Source organism: Virgibacillus sp. NKC19-3, assembly GCF_019837165.1.
GTDB lineage: Bacteria > Bacillota > Bacilli > Bacillales > Amphibacillaceae > Virgibacillus_L > Virgibacillus_L saliphilus.
Genome location: NZ_JAGYHC010000001.1, coordinates 2,462,048 through 2,486,679 on the forward strand (window position 1 = coordinate 2,462,048; position 24,632 = coordinate 2,486,679).

The 24,632-nt window shown below is 37.3% G+C and carries 26 protein-coding genes; 7 read left to right on the plus strand and 19 right to left on the minus strand.

Features of this window, described 5'->3' with window-relative positions; translation table 11 throughout:
- The first annotated feature begins 36 nt into the window (after positions 1–36).
- Positions 37–1,248, plus strand: a complete 1,212-nt coding sequence (locus KFZ56_RS11925) for a nucleotidyltransferase (protein ID WP_222642145.1) — start codon at positions 37–39, stop codon at positions 1,246–1,248.
- Between the two features lie 35 nt (positions 1,249–1,283).
- Here KFZ56_RS11925 and KFZ56_RS11930 read toward each other — a convergent pair whose 3' ends face one another.
- A complete protein-coding gene (locus KFZ56_RS11930) occupies positions 1,284–2,309 on the minus strand; it encodes a SepM family pheromone-processing serine protease (RefSeq protein ID WP_222642146.1) in 1,026 nt (341 codons plus the stop codon).
- A gap of 213 nt (positions 2,310–2,522) precedes the next feature.
- Here KFZ56_RS11930 and KFZ56_RS20170 point away from each other — a divergent pair, with 213 nt between their 5' ends.
- Complete coding sequence (locus tag KFZ56_RS20170) at positions 2,523–3,137, plus strand: nucleoside recognition domain-containing protein (RefSeq protein ID WP_309228293.1); 615 nt, start codon at positions 2,523–2,525, stop codon at positions 3,135–3,137.
- Positions 3,101–3,742, plus strand: coding sequence for a hypothetical protein (locus tag KFZ56_RS20175; RefSeq protein ID WP_309228294.1), 642 nt, complete (start codon positions 3,101–3,103; stop codon positions 3,740–3,742). Before KFZ56_RS20170 ends, KFZ56_RS20175 begins: the two co-directional genes overlap by 37 nt.
- Positions 3,743–3,769: 27 nt before the next feature.
- Here KFZ56_RS20175 and coaD read toward each other — a convergent pair whose 3' ends face one another.
- The 7 genes from coaD to KFZ56_RS11970 form a co-directional block, all read right to left on the minus strand.
- The gene (gene coaD, locus KFZ56_RS11940; protein ID WP_222642147.1) at positions 3,770–4,252 is read right to left on the minus strand and encodes a pantetheine-phosphate adenylyltransferase; all 483 of its coding nucleotides are present in this window, start codon (positions 4,250–4,252) and stop codon (positions 3,770–3,772) included.
- Between the two features lie 16 nt (positions 4,253–4,268).
- Positions 4,269–4,823 carry a 16S rRNA (guanine(966)-N(2))-methyltransferase RsmD gene (gene rsmD, locus KFZ56_RS11945; RefSeq protein WP_222642148.1) on the minus strand — a complete coding sequence of 185 codons (555 nt, stop codon included), beginning with the start codon at positions 4,821–4,823 and terminating at the stop codon, positions 4,269–4,271.
- 381 nt (positions 4,824–5,204) lie between these two features.
- On the minus strand, positions 5,205–5,480 hold the full coding sequence (locus KFZ56_RS11950; protein ID WP_222642149.1) for a YlbG family protein: 276 nt from the start codon (positions 5,478–5,480) through the stop codon (positions 5,205–5,207).
- A 38-nt stretch (positions 5,481–5,518) separates the two neighbouring features.
- On the minus strand, positions 5,519–5,956 hold the full coding sequence (locus tag KFZ56_RS11955; RefSeq protein WP_222642150.1) for a YlbF/YmcA family competence regulator: 438 nt from the start codon (positions 5,954–5,956) through the stop codon (positions 5,519–5,521).
- A gap of 61 nt (positions 5,957–6,017) precedes the next feature.
- Positions 6,018–6,251 (minus strand): YlbE-like family protein, encoded by a 234-nt coding sequence (locus KFZ56_RS11960; RefSeq protein WP_222642151.1) that lies wholly within the window; start codon positions 6,249–6,251, stop codon positions 6,018–6,020.
- Positions 6,252–6,262: 11 nt separating this feature from the next.
- The gene (locus KFZ56_RS11965; RefSeq protein WP_222642152.1) at positions 6,263–6,649 is read right to left on the minus strand and encodes a YlbD family protein; all 387 of its coding nucleotides are present in this window, start codon (positions 6,647–6,649) and stop codon (positions 6,263–6,265) included.
- Positions 6,650–6,761: 112 nt separating this feature from the next.
- Positions 6,762–7,817, minus strand: a complete 1,056-nt coding sequence (locus KFZ56_RS11970; protein ID WP_222642153.1) for a CAP domain-containing protein — start codon at positions 7,815–7,817, stop codon at positions 6,762–6,764.
- Between the two features lie 313 nt (positions 7,818–8,130).
- Here KFZ56_RS11970 and KFZ56_RS11975 point away from each other — a divergent pair, with 313 nt between their 5' ends.
- Together KFZ56_RS11975 and ytvI are read left to right on the plus strand one after the other, a co-directional pair.
- Positions 8,131–8,496, plus strand: coding sequence for a YugN family protein (locus KFZ56_RS11975; RefSeq protein ID WP_222642154.1), 366 nt, complete (start codon positions 8,131–8,133; stop codon positions 8,494–8,496).
- A gap of 144 nt (positions 8,497–8,640) precedes the next feature.
- Positions 8,641–9,699, plus strand: a complete 1,059-nt coding sequence (gene ytvI, locus KFZ56_RS11980; protein ID WP_222642155.1) for a sporulation integral membrane protein YtvI — start codon at positions 8,641–8,643, stop codon at positions 9,697–9,699.
- Between the two features lie 38 nt (positions 9,700–9,737).
- Here the strand turns inward: ytvI and KFZ56_RS11985 are convergent, their stop codons facing one another.
- The 7 genes from KFZ56_RS11985 to cyoE all read right to left on the minus strand — a co-directional run bounded on the left by KFZ56_RS11985 (position 9,738) and on the right by cyoE (position 16,265).
- Complete coding sequence (locus KFZ56_RS11985; protein ID WP_222643978.1) at positions 9,738–10,193, minus strand: DUF420 domain-containing protein; 456 nt, start codon at positions 10,191–10,193, stop codon at positions 9,738–9,740.
- 67 nt (positions 10,194–10,260) lie between these two features.
- Positions 10,261–11,157 carry a cytochrome c oxidase assembly factor CtaG gene (gene ctaG, locus KFZ56_RS11990; RefSeq protein WP_222642156.1) on the minus strand — a complete coding sequence of 299 codons (897 nt, stop codon included), beginning with the start codon at positions 11,155–11,157 and terminating at the stop codon, positions 10,261–10,263.
- A gap of 210 nt (positions 11,158–11,367) precedes the next feature.
- Positions 11,368–11,685, minus strand: a complete 318-nt coding sequence (ctaF, locus tag KFZ56_RS11995) for a cytochrome c oxidase subunit IVB (RefSeq protein WP_222642157.1) — start codon at positions 11,683–11,685, stop codon at positions 11,368–11,370.
- Positions 11,686–11,688: 3 nt separating this feature from the next.
- On the minus strand, positions 11,689–12,309 hold the full coding sequence (locus tag KFZ56_RS12000) for a cytochrome (ubi)quinol oxidase subunit III (protein WP_222642158.1): 621 nt from the start codon (positions 12,307–12,309) through the stop codon (positions 11,689–11,691).
- 1 nt (position 12,310) lies between these two features.
- Complete coding sequence (gene ctaD, locus KFZ56_RS12005) at positions 12,311–14,161, minus strand: cytochrome c oxidase subunit I (RefSeq protein ID WP_222642159.1); 1,851 nt, start codon at positions 14,159–14,161, stop codon at positions 12,311–12,313.
- 51 nt (positions 14,162–14,212) lie between these two features.
- Positions 14,213–15,265 (minus strand): cytochrome c oxidase subunit II, encoded by a 1,053-nt coding sequence (gene coxB / locus KFZ56_RS12010; RefSeq protein ID WP_222642160.1) that lies wholly within the window; start codon positions 15,263–15,265, stop codon positions 14,213–14,215.
- Positions 15,266–15,326: 61 nt separating this feature from the next.
- A complete protein-coding gene (gene cyoE, locus KFZ56_RS12015; protein ID WP_222642161.1) occupies positions 15,327–16,265 on the minus strand; it encodes a heme o synthase in 939 nt (312 codons plus the stop codon).
- A 424-nt stretch (positions 16,266–16,689) separates the two neighbouring features.
- Here cyoE and KFZ56_RS12020 point away from each other — a divergent pair, with 424 nt between their 5' ends.
- Complete coding sequence (locus tag KFZ56_RS12020) at positions 16,690–17,643, plus strand: COX15/CtaA family protein (RefSeq protein WP_222642162.1); 954 nt, start codon at positions 16,690–16,692, stop codon at positions 17,641–17,643.
- A 246-nt stretch (positions 17,644–17,889) separates the two neighbouring features.
- Here KFZ56_RS12020 and pyc read toward each other — a convergent pair whose 3' ends face one another.
- The 3 genes from pyc to KFZ56_RS12035 form a co-directional block, all read right to left on the minus strand.
- Positions 17,890–21,333, minus strand: coding sequence for a pyruvate carboxylase (gene pyc / locus KFZ56_RS12025; protein ID WP_222642163.1), 3,444 nt, complete (start codon positions 21,331–21,333; stop codon positions 17,890–17,892).
- On the minus strand, positions 21,321–22,520 hold the full coding sequence (gene ftsW / locus KFZ56_RS12030) for a putative lipid II flippase FtsW (RefSeq protein ID WP_222642164.1): 1,200 nt from the start codon (positions 22,518–22,520) through the stop codon (positions 21,321–21,323). The genes pyc and ftsW overlap by 13 nt, the downstream gene beginning before the upstream one ends.
- A 220-nt stretch (positions 22,521–22,740) precedes the next feature.
- Complete coding sequence (locus KFZ56_RS12035) at positions 22,741–23,022, minus strand: Fpa/YlaN family protein (protein WP_222642165.1); 282 nt, start codon at positions 23,020–23,022, stop codon at positions 22,741–22,743.
- A gap of 165 nt (positions 23,023–23,187) precedes the next feature.
- Between KFZ56_RS12035 and KFZ56_RS12040 the strand changes: the two genes are divergently transcribed.
- Entirely contained in the window at positions 23,188–23,667 is a 480-nt protein-coding gene (locus KFZ56_RS12040) for a hypothetical protein (protein WP_222642166.1), read from the plus strand.
- A 153-nt stretch (positions 23,668–23,820) separates the two neighbouring features.
- On the opposite strand, the gene KFZ56_RS12045 is transcribed toward KFZ56_RS12040, so the two are convergent.
- The gene (locus KFZ56_RS12045; RefSeq protein WP_222642167.1) at positions 23,821–24,432 is read right to left on the minus strand and encodes a YhcN/YlaJ family sporulation lipoprotein; all 612 of its coding nucleotides are present in this window, start codon (positions 24,430–24,432) and stop codon (positions 23,821–23,823) included.
- Between the last annotated feature and the right edge of the window lie 200 nt (positions 24,433–24,632).

Sequence of the window (24,632 nt, forward strand, 5' to 3'; positions counted from 1 at the left end):
ATAATGACCATCTTTACCTAATAGGAGATGGAACCCATGAAGGCTTGTGGTCTAATTGTTGAATACAACCCATTACATAATGGACATCTATACCATATGAAGGATGCAAAAGAAACTTCCGGAGCTGATTGCATCATTGCTGTTATGAGTGGTTCTTTTTTGCAAAGAGGAGAGCCTGCCATTATCGATAAGTTTTATCGTGCGCGTGCTGCACTTCAATCAGGCGTAGACATCGTTTTGGAATTGCCGTACCCTTATGCCGTTCAAAGCAGTGACAACTTTGCAGCGGGAGCTGTTCATACATTGCACCAAATAGGAGTTTCCAGTATTAACTTTGGCAGTGAATCCGGCAATATTTCTCATTTTATAACAAGTTATAAAACCTTTAAAGAAAAAGAAACTATTTTTAAACAAAAACTGAAATCTCAGCTGGACCAAGGTGTATCCTTTCCGGAAGCAAGTAGATCCGCCTATCAGCAAATTGGTTTAACAAGTGGTACGATGGATTTGGCAAAGCCAAACAATATACTCGGGTTCAGCTATGTTAAAACAATCCTGGAAAACAACCTGCCAATTCAGCCATTAACCACACAACGCACAAACAGTGGCTACCATGATCAAACGATTACTAACTCTATTGCAAGTGCCACAAGTATTCGGAAGACATTATTTGAAAATGGGATTATAACATCGAAAGTTGCTAAAACGATTCCCTCGGTAACATATCGACAACTTGAACAATATAAAAGTGAAGCTACTTCATGGCATACATGGGAAAAATATTTTCCACTGATTCATTACCGGGTGATGACGATGACACCAAAAGACCTTGCCGCAATCAGCGGGGTAGATGAAGGACTGGAATATCGAATTAAAAAAACAGCTAAACATGCCACATCTTTTACAACATGGATGGAAGCAATTAAAACAAAAAGATATACATGGACAAGGCTGCAGCGTATGTTTGTCCATATTTTAACAAATACCACCAAAAACGAAATGAAGGATATGCTGGAATCCCCTTGTGTCCCGTACATACGGTTACTTGGGTTAAATCAAACTGGAAGATCCTATATAAATCAGATGAGGAAAAAAGTGGACGTCCCCATTATCGATAAATTAAGTCGAAATACCCATGTCATGTTAACTAACGAAGAAAAGGTCAGCGATGCTTATTACAGCATCCTACCACCAAGACAAAAAAATCAACTTCGCAAACAGGAAATAGAGCCACCAATACGAATATAAAAACAGACCTCCTTATGTATGAAGGTCTGTTTTTCTCATTTGTTTGTGTTGATCTCTTGTAAATAAGTCAATGCATCCTGAAAAGTGTCCACAGGAACAATTTTCATATCTGCATCAATCTCTTCAGCTGCCTCTAATGCAACTTGATAATTGGAATCTTCAGCCCCATTTTCATTTGGAGCAAAGAATATATCAACACCTTCCCGGTCAGCTGCTACAATTTTTTTGTCTATCCCACCTATTCGTAATACATTTCCATCATAATCAACCTCACCTGTACCAGCGACTTCATATCCTTTTGTTATATCAGTTTCCGTCAGTTGATCATATATTTCCAATGAAAACATCAATCCTGCACTTGGCCCGCCAATGCTACCACTGGAGAAGTTCACTTCTGGATCAACCGTAACGTCGCGATCTGTTACTAAGCTAATTCCAATTCCTACTTTGTTATCTGCATCACTAAATTCTTCTAATGTAACATCTTCTGTTAGCGTTTCTTCATCGCGTACAACTTCAAGGGTGATTGTATCATTCGCTTCTTTATCTTCAACATAGTTAATTAGGTCCTCTGCCTCATGCATATCCATACCATCTATTTCAATAATACGATCTCCTATTTGAAGTTTGCCATCCGCTGGCATTCCTTCAACAACGGACACTACATAGATACCATCATAATCAATCGTAATATCTTCATTCGCTGCTTCATAAGCAACAACTGTTGATGCTTCCTGTGAACTTTCCATCATTTGTAGTTGAGCTTGCATATATTCGTCTTCTGTAATACCCTCAGGGCGAACTTGATCAAGTGGTACAATTTCACTATGCGGCAAAATCATCGCCCAAGCATATTGAATAGGTGTCGCCTGTCCACCACTGATTGTAACAAGATGCATGTCTCCCTCGCTCCCATAGCCTCCCTCTACTTCGACAATAGGATTTAAAGCATCTGCTGTACCAGGTTTTTGAATATAGTAGTCAAGCTGATATGCAGCAAGAAAATAAGCCACAATAACAACAACTACCAAAGAAATTATATGTTTTTTTGTAAATCTCATCAGTAAAGGGCCCCTTCCATATCCTACGATGCTCCAACATAAATAATGCAGCTGTAAAAAAAGTGTATGGCATAAATAGGATGTGTATGTGCGTATATTTATAGGGAGTTGTACCAAAAGCACATCAAAATTTAAACTAACAAACTAAAATTATTCTACTACTATCTACTTAAGATGTACAGAGCAAGGGGCACTTACTAGGAGGCTTTACTATTGAAACCAATAATGAAAACGATACTCTTATCGGGGATTACAAGCTTTTTTGCATTTGCTTTGCTAAAGTTTCCTGATCAAGCATTAGAAGCCAGCATTCGCGGATTAAACATATGGTGGGAAAGCGTCTTTCCGTCTTTACTTCCTTTTTTCATTACTGCTGAATTATTGACAGGATTTGGTGTTGTAAAATTTATCGGCGTATTGTTTGAACCAGTCATGCGTCCGTTATTTAATGTTCCGGGGGTGGGGAGTTTCGGATGGATGATGGGAATGTCAAGCGGTTATCCAACCGGAGCCAAAATTGCTGCAAGGCTTCGCGAAAAGAAACAACTCTCACAGATAGAGGCAGAACGACTTGTTTCTTTTACAAATGCGTCGAGCCCGTTATTTATTTTTGGTGCGGTATCCATCGGTTTTTTTCATGATGCTAAATTGGGCGTTTTACTTGCAACATGCCACTATTTGGGCAATGCAATTGTTGGGATCTGCATGCGGTTTTACCGACATAAAGAAGACAAGCAAGTCACACTTGCGAAAGAAAAAATAAAGTATCTGTTGTGCGGGCTTTCAAAGAAATGCATCAAACACGCTTACAAGATGAACGTTCGTTAGGCGAAATTCTCGGCGACGCTGTTCTAAACTCCATTAAGACCTTAATTATGGTTGGTGGTTTTATTGTTCTTTTCTCTGTGATTACAAAATTACTGTTCTTAATTGGTATATCTTCTACCATAGCTACCTGTGTTGGATATGTATTCCAACTACTCACATTACCAGTTGACGCAGCTTTACCTTTTTTATCAGGATTATTCGAGATAACGATCGGAGCACAGGGCCTGTCCCAACTAACAATAGATGCATTCCTACCAGTAGCGATTCTTATAAGTTTTATTTTAGGTTTTAACGGCTTTTCCGTTCAAGCACAAGTTGCAAGCATATTAGCTAAGACGGATATACGCTTTAGCCCATATTTTTTTGCACGGCTTTTACATGGTATTATTTCCAGCATATTGACCATTATTTTGTATAAACCTTTGTATCTGGATAAACAAGCCTTTGAAATGGATGATATCCCTGTTTCACAGGAGGCAAGCCAAAGCTTCTGGGTCACGATCTTAGATATGGCAAAACAAATAGGACCGTTAGTCACAATTGGCTTTTTGGGGATAGCTGTATTTATCATATATAGACGAAGTTTAAAGAACGATGCTACGTAACATGTTACGTAGCATCCGTTCAACCATTTAACGACTAAACTTTTCCTTTAAAGCCTTTCCCACAACATCGGGGACGAGATCGGAAACATTTGCATTATATTTAGCTGCTTCTTTAACAATACTAGAACTCAGGAATGAATACTGATTATTTGTCATCATATAAAATGTCTCAATATCCGGATTAAGCTTTCGATTCATGGATGTTAGTTGCAGTTCATATTCAAAATCACTCACAGCACGCAGACCTCGTATGATTGCATCTGCATTTTTTTCAGTTGCATAATCCATTAATAAATATTCAGAAGAATTCACACTAACATTTGGCAAATCTTTTGTAGCTTCCTCTATCAGTTCCATTCTTTCCTCAACGGTGAATAACGGGGCTTTCGATTGGTTATTAAAAACAATTACTTCTACATGCCCAAATATCTTCGCACCACGTTGAATAATATCTAAATGCCCAAGTGTAATTGGGTCAAAGCTCCCCGGACAAATCGCTAATTTGCTCATGATAGGGCTCCCTTCCTTACATCTTTTTGTAAATGGTAATACCGATTGTTTCGCCATAATTTGTTTGTTTCATTACAGAAAAATACGCATGATGTTTGGGGAGGTTTTCAGAAACATCATGTTCACAATAGATGAAACCGCCTTTTTTTAATAAACGGAGTTGTACAATCTCATTTAAATACGTCTCATAATCTACTGTCTTATAGGGGGGATCCAATAAAATCAGATCAAACTGTAAGCCTCTTTTGGCAGCGGCATGCAATGCACGAAATGCTTCTGTTTTAAAAACCTCCGTTTGTTCCCCCAGTTTCAATGCTCCTACATTCGCATTAATGATATGTATTGCTTTTGGATGCTTATCCACAAAAATCGCCCGGTCCATTCCTCTACTCAATGCTTCAATGCCTAATGATCCGCTTCCTGCAAATAGATCCATGACAGCTCCACCTTGGAAATATGGACCGATAACCTGAAATAAAGCCTCTTTCACTTTATCGGTTGTAGGTCTAGTAGAGTTTCCGGAAACAGCTTTTAATTGTCTACCTTTATATACTCCTGAAATTACACGCATCAATCCACCTCTATTTACGCTACTTGCCATTAATCCTACCATAAAAACAGCAAACTCAGGTAATAAATTGATCAAAAAGTTAGCATGGAATGTATATTATTTTTTTCATTGTACATACTTACCTAATGAGGCAACTAATTATTAGCTTGGTTGTTTCAAAACTCGGAGAAGACTTAAACTTCCCCATAAGTTCTTCCTCCGGTTTCTCCTCTCCCTTTGCCTTTTGTTTTTATAAAAGGGTCCTGCAGAAATTATTTCTGCAGGTATTTTTTTGCCATATGCTAGGTGATAGTTGATTAAAAGGGAATCACCATAATTAGCTTTATACCATATTTCCCATTAAAAAACCTTGCGAATATCTACGCAAGATTCGCAAGGCTATTAAATACCCATTTTATAATCATATTGTTTCGCCTTATCCGGCTTTGTATTTTCATAATTGGTTTGGAGAAAAGGCTTATGCGATCGGTCTACTTTAGAAATAAACGAAAGCTTCAGTAGTTTTTGCTCTATATTTTCCAGTTCCGATTGATCAACATAGATAACTGCATATTTTAATTTTTTTGATGTATAAATCAGGTTTCCATATCGCTTAATTTGCTTAATATTTTTCATATGTTGAAACCAAACGATAATGCCTTGCCGATTCATTCTCATAGCACGCCCTCACTAACGTTTTATTTAGCATTCTATATTTAAGATGCACAACCACAAGTGCCACCGCTTCCACAGCCACAGCCACTATCCGTCAAAGCGGCGCCATCTTTGGGAGCTTTAATATCTTTACTGGTACTTAATGCTACTAACTCACTAATTTCATCCAGTAACTTCTGTAAGTTACGTTCAGCTATTTTAAAAGAAGCAACCTTATCGTTCATATCCATCTCACGCTTGGAAGCACGAACTTGTTTCATTATTTCATTATAATCCGGATGATACCTTCCAAATCGTTGGACATCTTCATAATGACGTTTTATATCGTTAAACTTTTTAATTAGTTTCTGTGCTTCATTATCTTCATTCAGTTCTTTTTGTGAATGGTTATATGCTTTCATGACATCTGAGTCTAATACCATTTTACCCAATAGTTCTGAGTGGTCAAGTATATCTACATATTCCATCGTACCTATCATGATATAAACACCTCCACCATTATCATAGCATTTTATGAATCAGATGAAAATGGAAAAAGTATTAATCTTTCATTTCCTCAGCAAATCGCATAAGCATTCCAAACATTTGTACTTGATTATTTATTTTTTCCAATTGCTGTGGGAACGTTTTTCCGTAAAACTTTTTTGCCTCCTTTTCAATCTCATTAATTCGCTCTGGTTCTCTAGACAAATATCGGTACCAGATTGGGTTATAACGAACAAACATCGCCATTCTAGGATTATTTGCTAAATAGTTATAGCTGGTAGAATCCATTTTTCTCCTCCTTAATCCCGAAACCAATTAAACGGTTCTTTAGGTGTAGAATTTGCCTTTTTATTTTCCTGAAACTGATTAATTCCTCCTTGTATCATGGAAATCGTATTGTTTAAGTGATGTACCTGTTCTTGTACTTTGTCTAAATCCATATTTTTTGTGAGTTTCACCAATTGGTTGAATAATTCCGTATGCTTCTGTTCTTCCTTTGCTTGGGATTTATTAGCGTTCTCACGGTATTGCTCCCAAAAAGGGTCATCTTCACCAAGTAGTACCCATTTTTCATAATACTCCTGCCACGATCTCCCGTTCTTTCTTACTTCCTCAAGTAAAACCGGATGTTTATTCATGAATTCTTTGAATTCTAACACGGTAGGATGCAATTCACCCCTACTCATATGATTCACCTCATCCATATAGTCATTAGTCACTAATTAATTTATGTAAATTTATGCATACCGTGCGAAATCATAGTGAAAAAGCACGCAGGCGAATTCGCTTACGTGCCTTTTACGGTTTTTCCAGGAAATTTTGCGTGTAGTAAAAACGGTAAACGCCAACACCTAAATGGGTATAATCACCATTTAATAACGCTTCACGATGCCCTTCACTATTCAACCAACCTTCCATTGCTGCTGGTGCATCCGGATATTGTGCTGCGATATTTTCTCCTGCTGTAACATATGATATATCATCGAAGGATAATCGTTCCTTTAATCCATCACCATTTTGGCTATAATGAGAAAAATAATCATTTTCCGCCATATCTTTACTATGGGAAAATGCTACTTCACTAACAGTATCTTCCCAAGTCAATTTTGATTGCTCATGCTGATTTCGCATAACATTCGTTATATCAAATAGTTGTTTTTCCATCCCTTCTTCAACCTTTGCCCATTGTTCATCCGTTAGTTCGGGTTCGTCCGGTAGATCACCACGGTATTCCAATTCATATGGGCGATGTCTAAGCAATGTATCAGCTGTTAAAACACGTATGGAAGATAATTTTTCTGTAAATGTATCAAAATAAACTTGCATAAATACATCATCTGAAATTTTGATTAATGGACGTGTTTTCAAGTCATCTTGATTCAATTGGAAAGTATAAGAAGAAAAGCCCGGATTGTATGTTACTTCACTTACAAATGACAATTGTTCATCTACGTCGTCGTATGGTTGTCCTACTTGAATCGGTTCTGTATCCAGCTCACTTCCAGTTGCGTAAACGGTTATAATTTCATTATCCTGTATACCAAATTGGGTATACGTGCTATTATCTGTATATACCCACCATGTGTATTCGTAAGCGCTCAAATCTTTACGCTGTGGTTCACCTAAATTCTCAACTAATGATTGCTGAGACTCGCCTATCCACTGAAATAAACCTTCTTCCATTGGCTGGGGTTCTTTCTCAGGAGCTGTTTTTCTTTCAATCCGGCTTTCCCTTTCTACTACATCACTTGTGCTATCCATTGCTTTCTCAGGAGAGGAAGCATCTAGTTCTAATAAATAGAACCCCCCTATTCCAAGTAAAGCCAGTATAACTATATTTCGAATGACCCGCATAACACTACCCATCCCTTTACATATTTTAGATATATACTTCAACCTATGTTTTCACATAAGTATCCATTCTTTTTTATCTATTATTCCATATGATTTTAAGGCATTAGAAAATTCTTCCAAATTTGCTCCCTTTCCTAGAAACCTATATATGTTAGCATCCAAGTCCTAGTCGAAGCGACTTCGTTGTATTTAAGCAGATATGTATACTTATTTCTTTGTCAAGAAAGAAACAAAGCATATTATCTTTTCAATTGCAAGTTACCTCATTTCGTATTATTATAGGATAGTGAGGATAAATATGCGAGGTGATAAAATGAGATTAGAAAATACTGGGATAGAAGATGTTATAATTGAAGTTAAACCTCTGGATCATATTACCGGATTGCATGCTTTTATTCGTGCTGAGCAATGGGATTATGAACGAGTCACATATGATTATAGAATTGATTCGAAGGAAAAGAACATTACATACTATATTCGTGTCCAAGGATATGCAATCGAAGGAGATGTAGATCGCGGAAACGCTGTAATCAAGCTATTAACTCCGTTACTCGGGAAACACTATTACCCCCACGGTGTTGAATATGGAGAAGATGAAAATTTTCCAGAAAACCTCGTCGAGCGAGCAAACAATTTGGTAACAAAATTAGCAGAAGAAATTGACCAGTATAAGAAATAAGTATACGTATGAAACCAACTGCTGCATCCGTCCATAATCACAAAGCAGTTGGTTTTTTTATCAAGATTATGAAATCCGATCTAATCACTATCATGATTATACATCACATCAGTAAATTACTATGAAAGGAGATATCGTATAAACTTGCTTCGTTCTATTTCAAAACGTCAATGGTCGCTTATTTTTCTATTTATAATACTTTTATTATTTATCATCTTTGTATTGCCCGTATCCATTCCTTTAATTATTGCATTAATCACGGCGCTGGCACTTAATCCGCTTGTTCGGTTCATACAACGAAAAGGGAAAATGAGCCGAAAAATATCCGTAATTATTGTTTTTCTACTTTTTTTGATCATAATGGGAGTAGCAGGAACATTTGCAATAACAAAAGCAACAACCCAGGTTGTAAATTTCGTGGAAAATGTCCCCACCTATTTTAATGAGTTAAATGACATCTATCAGGATTGGGAAAGAAACCTTCAACAATATACCAACAATTTGCCCCCTGAATTTGTTAACCAAGTATCAAACAGCATTGAGGACAACTTAACCGCATTAAGTGAAACCGCAAGAGAAACGATTACATTAGATAATATAGCACAGGTATTTGCTAAGGTTCCATCCTTTTTAATCAGCTTTATTGTATATTTAATTGCTTTATTTTTATTTATGCTTGAATTACCAGTGCTAAAATCAAAGACATATCGTTTATTTACAAAAGAAACGGCCGAAAAAGTTTCCTTTATGAATAAGCGATTAACCGATGTTCTTTTAGGTTTTTTCAAAGCTCAATTTCTTGTGAGCCTTATTATACTTGCAGTCACGTTAATCGGTTTATATCTGATCATTCCGGAAGTAGCATTAATCATGTCATTGATTATATGGATCGTCGACCTTATCCCGATTATTGGTTCGATCGCCATATTAGGACCATGGGCATTATTCATGTTGTTAAGTGGAGACACTACGATGAGCGTACAATTAGCTGTATTGGCAATTATACTGCTTGCTATAAGACGAACAATAGAACCAAAAGTAATGGGACAGCATATAGGTTTATCACCGCTGTCAACATTAATTGCTATGTTTCTCGGCCTGCAGCTACTGGGTTTTCTAGGTTTCATTTTAGGACCCTTGTTTGTTATTGCATTTAATTCAGCAAAGGAAGCCGGCATTATAAAATGGAAAATTAAAATTTAATTCGAAAATGGGTGAGCAGCGATATGCTCACCCTTCTTCTATGTTCCTAATATAGCTTTCATTAAACTTGTTGTTTGTCCCCCATCAAAGAAAACATACAATAACAGATAAACCATAACTCCGGTTATCGCACTGAAAAACCATATAATACTTGTGTACGGCCCCAGTTTCCTATGTTTGATAATTTTTCGTTTAAACGCTAATGTCAACGAAATAACACCAAATACAGCGCCAATTGTTGCTAATGTAATATGAAAAATAAGAAATATCGTATAATAAATCTCTAATTCCTCAGGTCCACCAAAGCTTGTATTTCCAATAAAAATAGTTCTGGATATATAAATAATGAAAAACAAAAGAGCACTAATAGCAGCAGCTATCATCGTTTTCTTATGCGCTTCTGCCTTGCCCTTGCTTATAAATCTCCAACCAAACGCTACCAAAATAGCGCTTAGTAAAATAAAAAAGGTGCTTAATGTCGGTAAAAAAGGCATTTTTTTCTTCACATATCCTTTCTAATTGAGAAAACGTCAACAATGCATGAAACTAACGGTTTTAATATTAATGTATCTCCGCTGGTAGAGGATCTATTTTTTTATTTTCTTTACTAACCCACTTAAAGAAAATACGAGCCAGTAAAATTCCATACGTAATTTCTTGCACGACTTTCATAATAATGCCACCTAGCTGCTGGTCGTTCATGGTACTCAAAGATGTAAACATCTCCGGTCCGGTAAGAGGAGAAGAGAAGCCTTGTAAAACATCTCCAGGTACACATAGAGAAAGTGCCTGCATCCATGCGCCATCTTGTGTGTAAGCCGCGAACAATGGATGGTCTGCGAATATAATTAATGCACAAGCCGGCGTTATTAACACACTATTAGCAAGTATATAACCCATTTTTAAAATGGGGCTCATCGTATCAAATTCTTTAAGTGGTGACAATACTGGAAACCATACGATAAAAGCTGCAATCAATATAATAATGGAAGTGGATGTATGTGCAATCAATGATGATTTCGAAAAGTCAAATACAGCAGGGATATGGTAAAGAGAAAAAAGTGTGTTAAACAGCAACAAAGAAATAATAGGTTTTGTTAAAAGTTTTATAACCGGTTTAACCACCGGCGCATAAACAACCTTGCTCCAAATCCATGCTGGTATTCCCTTAATAATCAACATTGGAAATACAAGGTAATAGATAGCCATTTGAATCATGTGTGCAGTTAAAGTTATGTGTGACAATAAATCAATTGGGGCACCTTTTACAATATATAATAAAAGTAAACCCGAATAAAAGCAGATTTGCTGCCAGCCGCTTGGCTTTTCCGTACCTCCGAATTTATGACGATAAGGACCTGTTATTAAAAAGTAAAGCAAAGCCAAAATCAAAACATATGTTAGAAAATACGGACTCCATAGCGCACGGAATCCAAATATTTGTAGTTCCAGCCACATAATAATCCACCCTTAGAAAAACATGACTTATCACCAATCATTGGCGAAAGCCTCTTCTTATTTTTAACCATTAAACGCTATTTTATCTACTGCCATTCCTTTTTATATTATAACGCAAAACATCAACTTGTACATCTCTATATTGTGACGATTTTAGCAAAAAGTAAACGAAGAAAAAAGACCGGGAAACGTATTCCCGATCTAATCCAATCACCACCAGGTGATAACAAGTAAGGCTGCAAGAATCAGAAAAGTGACGAAAACACCACCATAAATAAATGCTGCTGGCATTTCATTCCCTTTGTCTTTCAGGTGCATAAAGTAATAAAACTGAAAGCCAACTTGAATCACCGCTAAAATAATCAGCACTGGTATGATAAACATACTTTCCATTGCACCTGTTGCAACAAGAGAGAAAGCAATTATCGTAAGACCGATCATTAAGACAAATGAAATTAACTGTTTCTTCATTTCCTCTTTCTTTTTCTGTTTTTGGAAGGTATTCATTTTATTGGTATCCTCTGCCATAAATTACACCATCCCCATTAAGTATACAACTGTGAAAATAAATACCCATACAACATCAATGAAGTGCCAGTATAGACTGAATGTATTAAACTTTGGAGCATTATATAAATTCAAGCCTCTTTTAGCATTACGAACCATTAACGTAATCAGCCAGCTCAAACCAAAGGCTACGTGGCCTCCATGAAATCCAACCAATGCGTAAAAGGCAGAGCCAAAAGCTGACGAACGGAAAGTGAAACCATAATCCGTAATATAATGGGCAAACTCATAGACCTCACATGCCAGGAAACCAATTCCAAGCAGAGCTGTTATTCCCAGCCATAGCTGCATCTTTTTAAAGTTATTATTTTTCATATGATACATTGCATATACACTAGTTAATGAACTTGTTAGTAGCATGACAGTCATAAGGAAAACGAGTTCCAAACCAAATATGTCATGTGAAGACGGCCCATCCGCCGTTGAGTTATTCAACGCGAGATAGGTCCCGAACAAACTTGCGAAAAGAACTGTTTCACCGCCAAGGAAGAACCACAAACCCAAAAATTTATTTCTTCCCTCAAGAGTAGCCTTTTCTGGTTCTTGTGGCATTGTTTCTGGATTTAAGGAATGATCGTGACTCATCTTAGTCAGCCTCCCTTTCTAGTTCTTCTTTTGTAATATGGTGTCCATGATCATCTTTCAACGATCTAAACGCCATAGCGCCAAGTGCTATTGCCATACCAACATAAACCGCACTTAGCCATGCACTATGATCCACTTGATAAATAAATCCGAAACCGGCGATAAAGAATCCAACTGACATAATAAATGGTACTATGGTCGAATTCGGCATATGGATATCATCTAATGGCTCTGCAGCGGTCATTTTACCTTTGCCCTCCATTTTTTCAATCCATAAAGGATCCAGTCCACGGACCAACGGTTCTTGTTTAAAGTTATAGTGTGGCGGTGGCGATGGTATGGACCATTCCAGCGAACGACCATCCCAAGGATCAGCTGGTGCTTTTTTGGATTTTATAGTGTAAAAAATATTAATTAAAAATACAATTACACCAATGGACATTAAAAATGCACCAATCGAACTGACTAAGTTACCAGTGTCTAATCCTTGCTCTTCTAGAAACACCCAATAACGACGAGGCATCCCCATTAATCCAAGGAAATGCTGAACGAAAAATGTCAAATGAAACCCAATAAAGAATGTCCAGAACGTGATTTTGCCCATACCTTCATGCAGAATTCTTCCAAACATTTTAGGCCACCAGTAATGCAGTGCGGACATAATTCCAAATACTGTACCACCAACCATTACATAGTGGAAGTGGGCCACAACAAAGTATGTGTCATGATATTGATAATCTGCTACAGCAGATGCAAGCATAACACCCGTCATACCACCAATCGTAAATGTAGGTATGAACCCTAAAGCCCAAAGCATAGAAGAATTAATTGTAATACTTCCACCCCACATGGTTGCCAACCAGTTAAAGATTTTAATTCCTGTAGGTACTGCAATAGCCATTGTTGCAATCGCAAAAATGGAGTTTGCTACAGGGCCCAATCCAACTGTGAACATATGGTGCGCCCATACCATGAATCCTAAAAATGCAATCAACACTGTCGCAAACACCATTGCTGTATAACCAAATAATCTTTTCTTGGAAAATGTTGAAAATACATCACTGAATAAACCAAACGCAGGTAATATTAGAATATAAACCTCAGGGTGACCAAACAGCCAGAACAAATGCTGCCAAATCACTGTATTTCCACCTAAAGCTACATCAAAGAATGCCGAACCAAACATACGGTCAAACATTAATAGAAATAAGTTAACTGTTAATGCAGGGAACGCAAATAATATTAATACACTTGTAATAAATGTAGCCCAAGTAAATAGTGGCATACGCATATAGGTCATTCCCGGCGCACGCATCGTAACAACCGTAACCAGGAAGTTTATACCACCAATTAATGTTCCTGCACCGGAAAGCTGCAATCCCATTACATAAAAATCAATACCGTGTCCCGGTGATTGTAATGATAACGGAGCATATGCAGTCCATCCCGAATCAGGAGCTCCGCCCAAAAACCAACTACAGTTTAACAACACTCCACCAAATATAAATAACCATAAGCCTAATGAATTTAAAAACGGAAATGCGACATCTCTCGCTCCGATTTGGAGTGGCATAATATAGTTCATTAGACCGATCAATAATGGCATTACTGCCAGGAAAATCATCGTTGTCCCATGCATGGTAAACATTTCATTGTAGAAACCTGCACTGATGAAATCATTTTCCGGTACTAATAGTTGAATACGTACAAACAAAGCTTCCAATCCACCGATCAGGAAAAAGAAACCACCGCCTATTAAATACAATATACCAATTTTTTTATGGTCTACAGTGGTTAAATAATCCCATAGCACAGCACCGAAGCCTCTTTTCTGAGTAGCTGCTATACTCAATACTTAAACCTCCCTTTTTCATCTTCCATCCCAATAATGTAAATTATGAAATTAATCTCCAGCACTTTCCGGTGTTACTTCAGAAGGCTGCAGTTGCATTAAATATTCTGCAATACTATCTGCTTCCTCTTCAGAAAGATCCGGATAATTACCAGTCATTTTGTTTCCAGGCTTAATTGATTCAGGATCCATAATCCAATCAACCAAATTTTCTTTTGTTGGTTCAAGAATACCTGCAATTTGAGAACGATCTCCAAATGCTGTTAAATTTGGTCCTACTTGCGCTGGTGAAGAACCAATTGCGTGACAACCCATGCAACTATTTTCTTCAAATGCAGCTTTTCCATCCTGCGCGACAGAATCTTCCGGCTCTTCATCAGGGTCAACACTTTGCATGTCATCAACCCATTGATCAAACTCTTCAGGACTGACTGCGATTACTTTAAAGTCCATCAATGAATGTGATGGTCCACAAAGTTCAGCACATTTGCCCCAGTAGACGCCTTCCTCATGGGCTTCAATGTACATATTATTTTCGTTTTCAGGGTTTGCATCCATTTTTCCTGAAAGTGATGGAACCCAGAATGAATGGATAACATCAGAGGATACCATATTCAAATGTACTTCTTCACCAACAGGAATGTACATATCCTGACTTGTCTGAATTTCCTGCCCCTCATAGTTAAAATGCCACCAGTATTGATTACCGGTAACTTCTATATTCAAACCATCCTCTGAACCTGTTTCATTCGCTAAATCGAATGTTGCTACTACTGTTGGTACAGCAAGTATTATAACCAAAATGATCGGAATAACCGTCCAAATAGTTTCAAGTGTCTTATTTCCTTCAACTTGTCTCGGTATATAATCTTCTTGCCCCTTCTTTTTACGGAAGCGTGATAAAACTACAACGTATACGAGCATGACAACGATAAACACAAATGTCATAATTATAATGGAAAGAATAATTAAATTCATCGATGAATCGGCACCGTAACCTTTTGGCCTGAGGGCTGATAAATTTTCTTTTCCACAACCGGCCAGAATTAGTGCTAATGAACCTAACAGGAATATAACTTTCGATTTTCCCATCCAACCTTTCATCTATTCATACCTCTCTTTCTCCTTATTGATTTTCTTTAAGCATGTTAGTTGAACTATTTATTTAAGAAAACATGGGTAAGGTTACAACAACCATCATTAGAAAAAGTATCGTTAAGTAATTTATCGAATAAACAAAAATCGTATTTGCCCATTTAAGATTATCTTTTACAAACAGACCTCTTAATCCAATAACGAGCCAACCAATATTAAGTAACGTCGCAATCACAATAAACGTTGTACCAAGCGACGCTAAAAAAAACGGTAACGGTAATAAGCACGCTGTATATACAACAATTTGCCGTTTTGTAAACTCAGATCCATGTACTACAGGTAACATCGGAATCCCAGCAGTTTTATATTCCTTTGTCTTTTTCATTGCTAGTGCCAGAAAATGCGGTGTTTGCCAAATAAACATGATCAAAAACAGCACTAAAGGTACGACATGGAAATGAGGATCAATCGCTGCCCAACCAATTAAAGGTGGTACCGCCCCTGAAAAACTGCCAACAATTGTATTTAACGTATATTTTCGTTTTGACCACATCGTGTATAAAACTACATATACGAACCAGCCAAACAACGCAAGCAATGCGGCTTCCACTGTTGTGAAAAGCAGTAGTAGTAATCCAAGTGCAGTGGCTCCGAGCCCCAGCCCCATAACTGTATGTAGTGAGAGTTTCCCAGTTACAGTAGGTCGATTCTTTGTCCTTGACATCACCTGATCAATATCAGCATCATACCAATTATTTAGTATACACCCACCGGCAATAACAAATGCAACACCTGCCATTGTTAATAAAAATATGTCCCAATGCGTGAACAGTGAAGAATTGGTAAAATAGAGTGCTAACCAAAAGCCCGCAAATGCAGTAATTAAATTAGAATTTATAATACCAATTTTAACCAATGCTTTAAGATCAGAGAATAGTGTTGTTTTTTGTGCTTTCGGGACAGTCTCTCCGTTAACCATTTGTGACGAAGGTGTCTCTATGTTGTCCATCTTGTGTCCCCCCTTCTAATTCCACCGAAAGCATTATAATATCAAGTATACATTTTAACGCTTAAGATTATACGCTTATGCATACTGATAATTATTTTTAATTGTATCATGGAATTGTATTACAATCTAATTAATTACATAACATTATTTTACTATATCGAAGCACTTACCTGACAAAGTAACGCAGATCATAAGGCAAATGTCCCTATATTATTTCTAGCAAACAAAACAGCACAATGCAAGGGTTTTCTATATTTTATACGATCAAAATAGTAATAATCCCTGAGACTCTAACAATTTTGTGTCATTTGTCATATTTTAAAGGTATTTCATTGCATTGTGTCATGGAAAAATACTATTATTAATTTGTCCATTGTACTTGTAAAGAATAATTTTACTTATATACGTGAAGTGAGGATGTATTATGATTAAGATATTAAAATGGTTATCTGTTATCTCCACCATAGGAATGACATTCATTTTACTTGGTGGAGCTTTAGTTACAAAAACAGACTCTGGAGATGGATGTGGCGATAGTTGGCCATTATGTGAGGGGCAGTTTTTACCATCAGCAATTTCGCCTGAACTCGTCATTGAATTAAGTCATAGGTTGGTTAGTGGAACTGTTGGTATTACTGTTCTGGCTTTAGCTATTATTGCGTGGAAATATATTGGACATATTCGTGAAGTGAAATTCCTGTCTCTATTATCTGTTTTCTTTTTGGCTCTGCAAGCCTTTGTAGGAGCAGCTGCGGTAATGTGGGGACAATCTGACTTCGTTTTGGCTGCTCATTTCGGTATTTCGCTGATTTCATTTGCAGCGGTTTTTTTACTAACACTACTCATATTTGAAATCGACAGGAAGTTCGATGCTACATCTCTATTCATTCAAAAAAAACATCGAATCGAAATTTATGCTCTAACTGTATATACGTTGATAGTTGTTTATACTGGAGCTTTAGTACGGCATACCGAAGCAAATTTGGTTTGCGGAGATTGGCCTTTCTGCTCAAATACATCACCATTCGCTTTTGCAGATTATAATTTCGAGCAATGGGTACAGATGGGACATCGCTTAGCTGCGGGCATTCTTTTCATTTGGACGATTGCTTTATTTATAAAAATGATTAAAAATTATAGGCAGCACAGAGTAATGTATTGGGGATGGATTGCTGCATTAGGGTTGATTGCTGCACAGGTATTTTTTGGGGCTATGATTATTTTCACCAGATTAAATTTGGGAGTTGCCTTATTACATGCGTTTATCATCTCCTGCTTCTTTGGAATGCTGAGTTATTTCATTCTCCTATCGTCTAGAAGTTCTAAGTATGAAAAAGAACTGCCTATAAAAGAAGATAAGCCCGTTTCCGGAAAATAATAGAGGCTGGGATGGAACCCGGTATGAATTAGGATTTGCCCTTATTCGTTATAGCAGTGATTCTCGGAGGATCACTGTCTCTACCATCTTTTTTATGTATATATATAATTCCAAAAAAGAGGAACGTCACATCGAGTTTCGATGTGACGTTCCTCTTTTTCTTTCTTTTGGCTAGTTATGTCCCGGTCTCCATGTAGTCTAGAATATTATAGAATCATGCGTATGCGGATAATTCAGTAGCCAACTTTATTCAAATTCAATTAATAAATCATCAACTGCAATGGACTGGCCATTTTCTACATGGATGTCTTTAATGACACCCTCGTATGGTGCTTGAACGGTTGTTTCCATTTTCATCGCCTCAGTTGTGAGGAGATAATCTCCTTTATTTACCTTATCTCCCTTTTTACTAATTACTTCGATTACGGTTCCAGGCATAGTAGCGCCTATATGTTTGTCATTAGATTTATCAACCTTAGGTGTTGTTGCCACCGTTGCTTTAACACTCTCGTCAGTAACGACAACTTCACGGGCCTGACCATTCAATTCAAAATAAACGACACGGGTTCCATCTGCTTTTGCTTCCGATATGGAAACTAATTTTACAATTAATGTTTTCCCTTGTTCGATTTCAACTTCTATTTGCTCACCCAAACTCATACCATAGAAAAATGTCGGTGTATTCAGAACGGACATATCCCCATACATTTCACAAAATTTATGGTGATCCATGAAGACCTTCGGATATAATGCATAGGATATAAGGTCAAAACTTGTTACCTGACGATCTAATGAAGTAAATAAAGTCTCTTTTAATTGGGTGAAATCAACTGGATCCAGTAATTCACCAGGCCGTACCTCAATTGCTTCTTTTCCTTTTAAAATAATTCGTTGTAACTTTTCCGGAAAACCTTGATACGGTTGTCCAATATATCCTTGAGCAAATTCAACAACAGAATCCGGAAAATCTATTGACTCCCCACGTTCATAGATATCATCTTCTGTTAAATTGTTTTGAACCATAAATAGGGTCATATCACCTATAACTTTGGAAGATGGTGTAACCTTCACAACATCTCCGAACATATCATTTACCTGACGATACATTCTTTTCACTTCATTCCATCGATCTCCCAGACCTACAGATTTAGCTTGTTGCTTTAAATTACTATATTGACCACCAGGCATTTCATGTAAGTAGATTTCAGTATGTGGTGCTTTCATGCCACTTTCAAAGTCCTTATAATACTCTCTTATCCCTTCCCAATAATGGGAAAGTTCTTCGTAGGCATCTACATCAATGTTTGGCTGCCGCTTGCCGCCTTCAAGAGCATGATATAATGTCTGTGCACTAGGTTGAGATGTCAGGCCTGCCATTGGACTTGCGGCGACATCCACTGCGTCCACTCCGGCATCAATTGCACGGAAATACGTATGAATACCATTACCACTTGTGTCATGTGTATGGAGATGAATAGGTATATTTATTGTTTCCTTTAAATTAGATATTAACTGATATGCTGCCTCAGGCTTAAGTAGGCCTGCCATATCCTTAATGCCCAGAATATGAGCGCCAGATTGTTCAAGCTGTTTTGCCAGATTTAAATAATAGGACAAATCATACTTCGAACGGCCAATATCCAATATGTTACCTGTGTAACACATAGAAGCTTCAGCGATTTTTTTATTCTCTCTAACAGATTCAATTGCCAGCTGCATTCCTTCAACCCAATTTAGACTATCAAAAATTCGGAAAATATCTATTCCTGCATTAGCACTCTTTTCAACAAATTCCTGTATAACATTATCGGGATAATTTTTATAACCTACAGCATTATTGGACCTAAGTAACATTTGCAGTAGAAGATTAGGCATTTTTTCACGCAATTTTAATAACCTGTCCCATGGATCTTCTTTCAAAAACCGGTATGCCACATCAAATGTTGCTCCACCCCACATTTCCACAGAGAAAAGATTCGGTAACATCCGGGCAGTTGGTTCAGCTATTCGATCCAAATCCTTCGTTCTCACCCTTGTAGCTAATAAGGATTGATGGGCGTCACGAAAAGTTGTATCCGTCAGCATGACTTCCTTTTGTTCCTTGAGCCATTTTGCTAATCCTTCCGGCCCTCGCTTATCTAAAATTTGCTTCGAACCATTAGGAATTTCTGTTAAAATGTCTGTCTTGGGTACAGTAAGAGCTGAAAAATCGGGTTTTTCCTTTTTTTCCACCCCTTCCATACCATTCACTGTTGTATGACCAATGTATGCAAGCATTTTTGTACCGCGATCTTTGCGCTTTGGAAATACGAACAGCTCAGGAGTTTCATCAATAAACGTCGTATTGTATTGCGCAGATAAAAATTTATCATGCAAGATAACGTTTTCTAGAAAAGGTATATTCGTTTTAATTCCGCGAATTCTGAATTCTTTTAAGTTTCGGACCATCTTTTGTGCTGCTTGCTCAAATGTTAGTGCCCATGTAGAAACCTTAACTAGTAATGAATCGTAATGTGGGGAGATTTCTGCACCCTGAAATCCATCTCCGGCATCCAAGCGAACACCAAAACCGCCACCTGTCCGGTAAGCCATTATTCTTCCTGTGTCAGGCATAAAATTGTTTAATGGGTCTTCTGTTGTGACACGAGATTGAATAGCATACCCATTCACAGTGATCTTATCCTGTCTTAAATTGCCGATTGAATTATCAAGTAAACTACGCCCTGCAGCAATTTTCAGCTGTGTTTGAACAATATCCACACCCGTAATCATTTCTGTAATCGTGTGTTCCACCTGTACACGTGGATTCACCTCAATAAAATAATAGGCATCATCCGTTACTAAAAATTCAACCGTACCAGCATTTAGATAGTTTACATTTTTCATTAATTGTACTGCAGCATTACATATTTCCATTCGACGACTGTCCGATAATGATAGACTTGGTGCAACTTCTACAACCTTTTGATGTCTGCGTTGTACAGAACAGTCTCTTTCGTACAAGTGAACAATATTTCCTTCTTCATCACCAATAATTTGAACTTCGATATGTTTTGGATTTTCAATTAATTTTTCCAGATAAATTTCGTCATTGCCAAATGCTGACTTTGCTTCTGATTTCGCCCGATCATAGGCCTCTGGGATTTCTTCTTCACTACGGACGATCCGCATACCACGGCCGCCTCCACCCAAGGATGCTTTAATAATAATTGGAAAACCATGCTTTCTTCCAAAAGCTTCTACTTCACTAGCAGAATGAACAGGTCCATCACTACCAGGTATTACCGGTAAATCAGCATTAACAGCCTGTTCCCTTGCCTTCACTTTGTCGCCAAACATATTCAAATGCTCACTTGTGGGGCCGATAAAAATAATTCCTTCTTCTTCACAGCGCTTTGCAAAATCGATATTTTCCGATAAAAATCCATACCCCGGATGAATGGCATCTACACCCACGCTTTTTGCTAGTTTAATAATCCCTTCGATATCCAGGTAAGCATCTATTGGCTTCTTATCTTCTCCTATCAAATAAGATTCATCTGCTTTATAGCGATGATAGGATCCTGAATCTTCTTTGGAATATATAGCAACTGTACGAATATCAAGTTCCGTACAAGCCCTGAATACCCGAATAGCAATTTCTCCTCGATTAGCAACCAATACCTTGTTTATCTGTTTTAATTCATCCATGTTCTTCCTCCTCTAGCATTAAATATATTTCTTTCAGATATAGATTGTGCGTTTTCTGGTTCTGTTTCTGCTTCTGACTCCCGTTCCTGTTTCTTTACTGACATTGCAATGTTATTTAATATCCCCATCGAAATCAGTAATATAAGCAGGGACGACCCGCCATAACTAACAAATGGTAAAGGAACCCCTGTAATTGGCAAGAGTCCACTTATTGCTCCAAGATTAATAAGTGCTTGTATTCCTACCATTGCAGATATACCTATCGCTAATAAGGCGCCAAAGCTATCTCTTGATTTTCTTGAGATAAAAATCCCTCGTAAAACAATTGTAGCAAGCAATCCTATAACGATGATCACACCTATAAAACCTAGTTCTTCTGCAATAATTGCCATAATAAAATCGGTGTGAGCTTCCATCAAATAACCTAACTTTTGTACACTTTGTCCAAGACCTTCACCAGTCAATCCTCCACCGCCGATAGCAAGGTAAGATTGGATTAATTGATAACCACCTGAATCCGGCGCCTGAAACGGCTGAAAGGCTCCTGTAAACCTTGCAATCCTAATATCTGTAACCATATTTGGAGCAGCAATTGCAAATATTACTACCCCTATAGAGATAAGTATAAATAGGTGTTTAAAACGAATTCCAGCACTAAAAATCACGGTACATGCTATAAGAAAGATAATCGCCGCTGTTCCAATATCCGGCTGCATCACGATTAACCCCAAGATAACCCCGGTCAAAATTAAGGGTGGTAATACACCTTTATTGAACTCACTAATATAGGCTTGCTTTTTTGAATAAACTGAAGCTAAATAAAGGATAAGGCCTAATTTTGCAAATTCAGCAGGTTGTAAACTTATTGGTCCAATCACGAACCATGACTGCGCATTATTAATGTTAATCCCGATAACCAGTACACCAATTAATAGTAAAATTACGCAGAAAATGATAATTTTCATGAACCTCTGGTAATATCTGTATGGAAAGATACTGCAAAATACAAATCCTATCATACCAGTACCAAACCAAGACGCTTGCCTGGTGAGATAATACGTACTTTCATTTCCTTCTACAACAGCAATTACCATACTTGCACTATAGATCATGACTAATCCAAAAGCTGTTAAAAGTATAGGTGTAATCATTAATGTAAAGTCATAATCTTTTAATCTCTTTATCATCTTACTTCTCCCCACTATATGTAAGATAATTACAGATGAAATAGAATTATTAAGTAGTATAACATAGTTTTAGACTAAAAATATTTCAATTTTTCATCTTTGCTCTTTTATAAAACTTTTCCTGTCAAACAAACGTAAACAAAAAAACCTTGCCACCGTAGTATGCAGGCAAAGTTTTTGCTGTGTTACATGACGTCACGAATGCGATCAACATTATGAATCACACAGACTTTTGCGTTGCTTCATGCAGTATATTTAGCTTCATCTCTAAATTTTCGAGAAGTTCTTTACCTTCATTTTCGCTGATCAAATTCAATCGCACAGCAAAGTCGATCTCCCGGGAGAGGCCAAACATTTGTGTATCCAGCACATCTTCATATACAGGACATTGTGGCATTGTTAAATTTTCAATTTGAACTTCTATCAGGCGTAAAATTTTATCAGCATCAGCCTTAAGAAGGGCATGGGCTTCTTCACTATAATTTGCAGTCACCTCAGGCATCAAACTTATCCCCTCCACTAAAAAAAGACTTCTTCTATACTTATAGTATCGTTACCTATAAGAAATTGCAAACATTTTTGTTATAAAAATGTTAATCACTAACAAGTGAAATATTAGATATTGTCTGCTATTCTTAGTGAAGATACATTGTGAGGGGGGAAAATCATGATAATACCAATAATTGGAAATGTCACTTACTCTATTACGTTAGATCCAACTGTCTGGATTTTTGATGACAGGAAAATATTACTAGAAGAAGCATTTACAAGTAAAGAAGATCAAGATGAACCAGAAGATGAGCTGAAAAAGGCTTCCGAAATATGGGATCGTGCTATTGAAAAAGCCCCACCTGTGAATAGAAGTATCTCACGGATGGAGGGGAATCAACTATTAGAAAATTCTTATGTCATGCCAATTCATTACTTTTTGGATAATGCAGAAATAAATCCCAAAGCTGAAACAGCAATACTTGTAACAAATCATGAAGATGTGGAAATACCACTTCAGGATCTTTATAACAGTTATTTCCTATTTTCGGTAGAAGGAAAGCCACTAAAAGAAGATGGTCCTGTTCATCTATACTATATGGATGGTTCCAACAAGGAAGAACCAATCAAAAGTGTTACCAAAATAATTATTAATTAACCGTTAATATTGACGAGCTCATCGCGTATTGGATTGACTTCTACATTGATTATTGATGTAAGTGTTTTTTTGGAAAAATCTTCCCTATAGAGTGTCATTATTACCGAGTTTTTGAACAACCTCTAAAAAGGTGATTCCCCAACCAAACAGGGATCACCTTTTTTCATTGTTCCCTTCTCTTTCAGGGTGGGACTGTTCTTCTTCAATATCTTCTAATTGTTGTTTATCTTCCTCAGGCATGATCTCTTTGTTCTGGTCAGGTTCCTGGGGCTGATCCTCACTTATAGGAAATTCAGGCATATACCTCCCTACAATTGCAGCGACTTCATCTACAACACCATCGACAGGATGACCCTGTCTTATTTTATTTCCCATACCGCGAATTCTTTCCATCACATCTGCATCCGCTACGACAACTGCTGTTTTCCCGTATGGATCATGCTGTAATGCTTCCGTGACAGAATATTTGATGGTGCCAACTCTAGAACGATCTAAATCCTTGTCAACATCAATTCCTACAACTGTGTAAGGCCCTGCAACAACTGCTGCTGAATCATGGACATTGGGTACATCACTTGCTACATTAGCTAAATGATCGGCGATTTCACTATTATTTAAATTTGTTCTTTCTGCTGGATCCGAGTTTTCCACTTGTGTTATTTTATTATTTTGTTCTTGCTCATTTGCTAAAGGTTCTTCTTCCTGTTGGCAGCCAGCGATAATAAATACACTAATTAAAAACAATATAGCTATTCGTACATTCATGCAGTATTCCTCCTAAATAATACTCAACTTAAGATTATTTTGGATGGAATACGAAAAAATATACAAAAAACTCATACAGCATGTTATAACAGCTTTAAAAGAACGTAATTTGCGTTACGAGAGAATATTCAAAAGGTCCATTCGACGCACAAGACGTGCTAATATCAACACTACACACGTTTTCGCTGGGACGAGGATTT